This window comes from Microcystis sp. M53603_WE2, assembly GCF_030065435.1.
The window spans coordinates 1-4,898 of record NZ_JASJFF010001081.1 but is presented as its reverse complement, the minus strand read 5'-3'; the positions used below and the strand labels follow the sequence as shown (position 1 = coordinate 4,898).

The window sequence follows — 4,898 nt, the reverse complement described above, 5'->3', positions numbered from 1 at the left end:
TGCTGCGAAAATAGGATTGGGACTTTCAAAAACCTTGCATTATCCTTCTTGTAGTACATCGCTTGGTACACAAAACAAGGGCAACAAAGCCTGAAACGACTGGCTACTGACGACCGGCTCCTGACTCCTACCCCCAGGAAAAACTTTTTCAGCAGACCCTAACTAAACATCGATTGTAGTCTCCAAAAAGGATAGATACACCTAGGTTAATTCCTAGAGAAGTAATTTCGGTGCTGTCAACCAGAATAACTGACACTTACCTAGGGGATTTTCTTGATTGGGAACCTCTAGACCAATTATTCCCGCTTTTTTGACCGATAATTTCCCTTGAAACTTGCCCCAAACTAGCATTTCCGTCCAATAGCCTAAATCCGGTTCGTGACCTACCAGTGCGATCGCATTTTCCTCTCGCTGATAGTCGGACTTTTGCCACCATTGCACCCAATCTTGAATATTGCCATTGGGCGATAGGGGATTAAATTGCTCAATTTTACGGCTTAAACCCGCTTTTTGCAAAATTTCGGCGGTTTGCACGGCACGCACCAGGGGAGAAGTCAAAATTAGGTCAAATTTCACCCCCAACTGTCCTAATCTTTGGGCAATTTTAGCAGTTTTGGCCCTACCTTCCTCGGTTAAAGGACGTTCCCCATCGTTGAGATAATCCCCCGATTGTCCTGCTAATCCATGACGCACAAAATAAAGTTTCATATCAGTGTTAGGTCGGTCTTGGCAATGTTAACAGATAGCTGAGGTCTAATAGCTAGGTGCGAATTACCTTTTCATCGGGGTTAACTAGATGGGAAAGTTTCTGTTTAATTTGGGTGTCATACAGTTCCCACTTAAGTTTTGCGTATTCGGCATTATTATTAAAACCACCGAGGAAACCGATAGGAATTTCAAAACCTCCGGCCATATAACGACCACCACCAAAAAAGCGACCTTGGTTATCCTGTCCGAAAGCTTCCTTGAGAAATTCATCGGGATCTAGGGTAATTTTACTGGTACGCATAGAACCAATGACTAACTCGATCTCCTCATCTTCATCGTGAACGATACCATAAACTAAAGCCGTGTGAACATTTTCTTCTGTCACCAAAAAATCGGCAGCTTGGGGAATCGCATCCCGGTCATCATAACGCAAATAACCGACCCCAGCGATCGAATAATTATTTTTAATAATACGGTTTTTTAAGGCCCGTTCAATCACATCCATCACCCGTCGGGATCTGGCCGATTGCAGGACAGCGTTTAATAATTGGGCATCGTAGAAACGACTGAGATAACCAGCAGCAATAAATTCACATTCTTGCGCTTGCATTAAATTATTCGTATCCGATCGCAATCCGTGCATCAAGGCTGTGGCACACTTAACATGGACGGTATCGCTACTATTAAAACTTATTAACCCTTTTTGGATATATTGGGTTAACATCGTCGCTGTTGCCCGGATTTGGGGACGAATATCGACAAATTCCGCCTCTAGATCCCCTTGGCGAGTATGATGATCAATCACGACAATAATGGGAATTTTTGCCTGTTTAACCAGAGTGGTTAACTGACTATTGGTTCCCTGACCATCGACAAAAACACAACCCTGATAAACCGAAAGATCTCTATCCTTGAGGGTATGGACTCCCCAACGTTTAGCCGGTAAACCCGTTAGTTTTACCAAAGCGACATTTTCCTGATGGGAGAGAGTACCCGCATAGACTATATCACAGTGAATATCGTACTGTTCGGCGATAATTTGATAGGCCCAGGCACTAGAAAGAGCATCGGGATCCGGGAAATCCTGCATCACCACAATTTGATTTTCGCTGCGGTGATTTTCCAAAGTACGTCGCAGGCGATCGATTAGGGAAATAAGTAGGGTATCATTACTAACCGTGACTGGAGGAAGGGGACATACTGCCGGTGCTTCCCCTACCACTACATCAGTTTCGAGGGACTTGGCAGGAACTAGACTCAGTAATTCAGCCATCATTTTTAGAAAAGTTTGCTTAAAGGTAGATTCAGTCAGGATTTTTTGAGTTAATTAATTCTAGACGATATTCTCGCTTGATCGGTTCATCTCAAATATTAAGCTTTTCTTGCCCCTAGCTCCTTACTCTGGGGCCATAACTCTAGTCTATCAAAAGACCCCTGCCGTTTGTTCTGGGAGAGGAGTTAGGGCAATTAACCATCGCTGCCATTACTTGAGAAAATAGATACTATACCAAACCCCTTAATTTTCCCTTCAGGCTCGACCATCTACCTAATTCTTGAGTAAAATTTCATGGCCCAACTGGACAACATCGAAGCGATCGAAAAAAAGCTCTGGAAAGCGGCCGACACCCTGCGCGCTAATTCTAACTATGCCAGTAACGAGTATTTTCTGCCCGTTATGGGCTTGATTTTCCTTCGTCATGCCTATAGTCGTTTTCTCAAGGTTAAGAGGGAGGTAGAGGCGGATTTACCGAAGCGAGGGGGTAAAACACGCTCCTTAACCAAAGAAGATTTCTTGTGCAAAGGAGCGATCTATCTCCAAGAAAAAGCTCAGTTCGATTTTCTGGTGGCGCTCCCCGATAGCGTCAATCGCTCGACCTCCTTAATGGAAGCAATGCTATCGATCGAGGGGGATTATCCACCTTTAGGGGGTATTTTACCGAAAACGGAATACCAAGAACTAGATAACGTGGTATTAGGGAATTTACTACGGATTTTAAACCCAGAAGAGTTAAAAAAAGCCGATGGGGATATTTTCGGGCGAATTTATGAATATTTCCTAACACAATTCGCTAATCTCAAAGCTCACGATAACGGAGAGTTTTTTACTCCCGTTTCTCTAGTATCTTTGATCGCCAATGTTTTAGAACCCGATCACGGATTGGTTTTCGATCCTGCCTGTGGTTCGGGGGGAATGTTTGTCCAGAGCGCACATTTCGTTGAGAGACAGCGCATCAATCCCCAGATGTTAACTTTTAAAGGGTTAGAGAAGAATCCGACCACAATTCGTTTAGCCAAGATGAATCTCGCGGTTCACGGTTTAGAAGGGGATATCCAAAAAGCGATCACCTACTACGAGGATCCGCTGGCATTGGCCGGGAAAGTGGATTATGTGATGGCCAATCCTCCCTTTAACGTGGACGAGGTGGATAGTAAGGTAGATGGTGATGAGCGCTTACCCTTCGGATTGCCGGGGGTTAATAAAAGTAACAAAGTTTCCAACGGTAACTATCTATGGATCAGTTACTTCTACAGCTATCTCAATGATCGAGGAAAAGCCGGTTTTGTTATGTCTTCCCAAGCTTCCAGCGCCGGGAGAGACGAAGGCAAGGTAAGACAGAAGTTAATCGAGACGGGAACGGTGGACATAATGATCGCGATCCGCTCCAACTTTTTCTATACCCGCTCCGTACCCTGCGAGTTGTGGTTTCTCAATCGAGGGAAACCCGCCGAGCTTCAAGATAAGATATTAATGATCGATGCCCGCAATATTTACCGGAAAGTAAACCGGACGATCAACGATTTTAGCCCAGAACAGTTACAGAATATTCTCTCGATTGTCTGGCTCTATCGGAGCGAATCGAAGCGTTTTATCGATTTGGTTGTCGGTTATTGCCAGAGTATCGATCGAGAGTATCAGGGATCGATCGCTCTTTTACAAAACTATCGCGAGCATCTGGACAAGTTAACCGAGTCCCTAGAGAAATTTTATAATCTCATCGATGAAAAAGACGGAACATGGTTAGAACTCCGAACAGCATCTGAGCTTTTCAAAGATGACATCGATAAATACGCCGGTTTCGCTCCGATTTCCTATAACGCTGATGATTTAGAGACTTTACACGAGGCTGTCCGCTGTTATCACGAATACGGCGAATTTAGTCGGGATCTGGGCAAACAGGCGGATCTGGTGAATAAATTATTAGGTCGAGCGATCGAGCGTGCCGAGAAGGATCTGGGAGCAAGAGATAGTAAACTGTGGTGGAATTCCCGCGAACTCAACACCTTACGCAAAGAAGCCGATACAAACCGTCAGAATGCGATCGAACAGCTTAAATCGGTTCGTAGTTTCTACCGTCACGCTCACTGGTTATTAGAAAGGTTCCCCGATGCCAAGCTGCGGGATGTGGAAGGGTTGGTTAAAGTGGTCGATCGCGAGGAGTTACAGGCGAATGATTGGAGTTTAACCCCCGGACGCTATGTCGGCGTTTCCCCAGAGGAGGAAGATGAGGATTTCGATTTCGAGGAAACGTTACGCGAAATTCATCTGGAGTTAAATGATCTCAACTCCGAGGCGATTCGTTTAGCTGATGAAATTGCTAAGAATTTTGAAGGGTTGGGGATTTAAAAAAGAACTTCGGTATATTTCCTTAAAGGAGACCGATGGAGATAGCGATCGTGTCTAAATTAAAATACGGTGTTTATTTTCTACCCTACAATCCCGATTTAGTCCCTAGAGCCAAGGAAATGCGAAAAAATCCCACACCGACAGAAAAAAAGTTATGGGCTTTTCTCCGACAATTTCCTTTAAAAATGTGGCGACAGCGACCGATCGATCAATTTATCGTTGATTTCTATTGTCCGAAGTTGAAATTAGTGATCGAGGTGGATGGGGAGGTTCATCTTACTCCGGAGGCAATGGCTTATGATGCTAGAAGAACGAAGGTTTTAGAGGGATACGGATTAACGGTGATCCGTTTCACCAATGATGAGGTTAAATACGATTTCGAGGCGGTTTGTGAGAAAATATCGGGGTTTATTTCTTCGCTTCCTGTCTGTACGGAGGTTGATGATCCTCCTTAGTCCCCCTTGAAAGGTAATCCCCCCTAGCCCCCCTTTTCAAGGCTATCCCCCCTAGCCCCCCTTTTCAAGGCTATCCCCCCTAGCCCCCCTTTTCAAGGCTATCCCCCCTA

The 4,898-nt window shown here is 44.8% G+C and carries 4 protein-coding genes; 2 read left to right on the top strand and 2 right to left on the bottom strand.

Annotation, left to right across the window (positions count from 1 at the left end; translation table 11 throughout):
* Window positions 1-213 precede the first annotated feature (213 nt).
* Both sixA and PX481_RS22785 read right to left on the bottom strand, forming a co-directional pair.
* Window positions 214-708: a phosphohistidine phosphatase SixA gene (sixA, locus tag PX481_RS22790; RefSeq protein ID WP_002761593.1), complete on the bottom strand. Its 495-nt coding sequence runs from the start codon at window positions 706-708 to the stop codon at window positions 214-216.
* A 52-nt stretch (window positions 709-760) separates the two neighbouring features.
* Window positions 761-1,984 carry a DHH family phosphoesterase gene (locus tag PX481_RS22785; protein WP_288096210.1) on the bottom strand — a complete coding sequence of 408 codons (1,224 nt, stop codon included), beginning with the start codon at window positions 1,982-1,984 and terminating at the stop codon, window positions 761-763.
* 291 nt (window positions 1,985-2,275) lie between these two features.
* Here PX481_RS22785 and PX481_RS22780 point away from each other — a divergent pair, with 291 nt between their 5' ends.
* Window positions 2,276-4,333, top strand: coding sequence for a class I SAM-dependent DNA methyltransferase (locus tag PX481_RS22780; protein ID WP_288096207.1), 2,058 nt, complete (start codon window positions 2,276-2,278; stop codon window positions 4,331-4,333).
* Window positions 4,334-4,368: 35 nt separating this feature from the next.
* Window positions 4,369-4,788: an endonuclease domain-containing protein gene (locus tag PX481_RS22775; RefSeq protein ID WP_002761599.1), complete on the top strand. Its 420-nt coding sequence runs from the start codon at window positions 4,369-4,371 to the stop codon at window positions 4,786-4,788.
* Window positions 4,789-4,898: the final 110 nt, after the last annotated feature.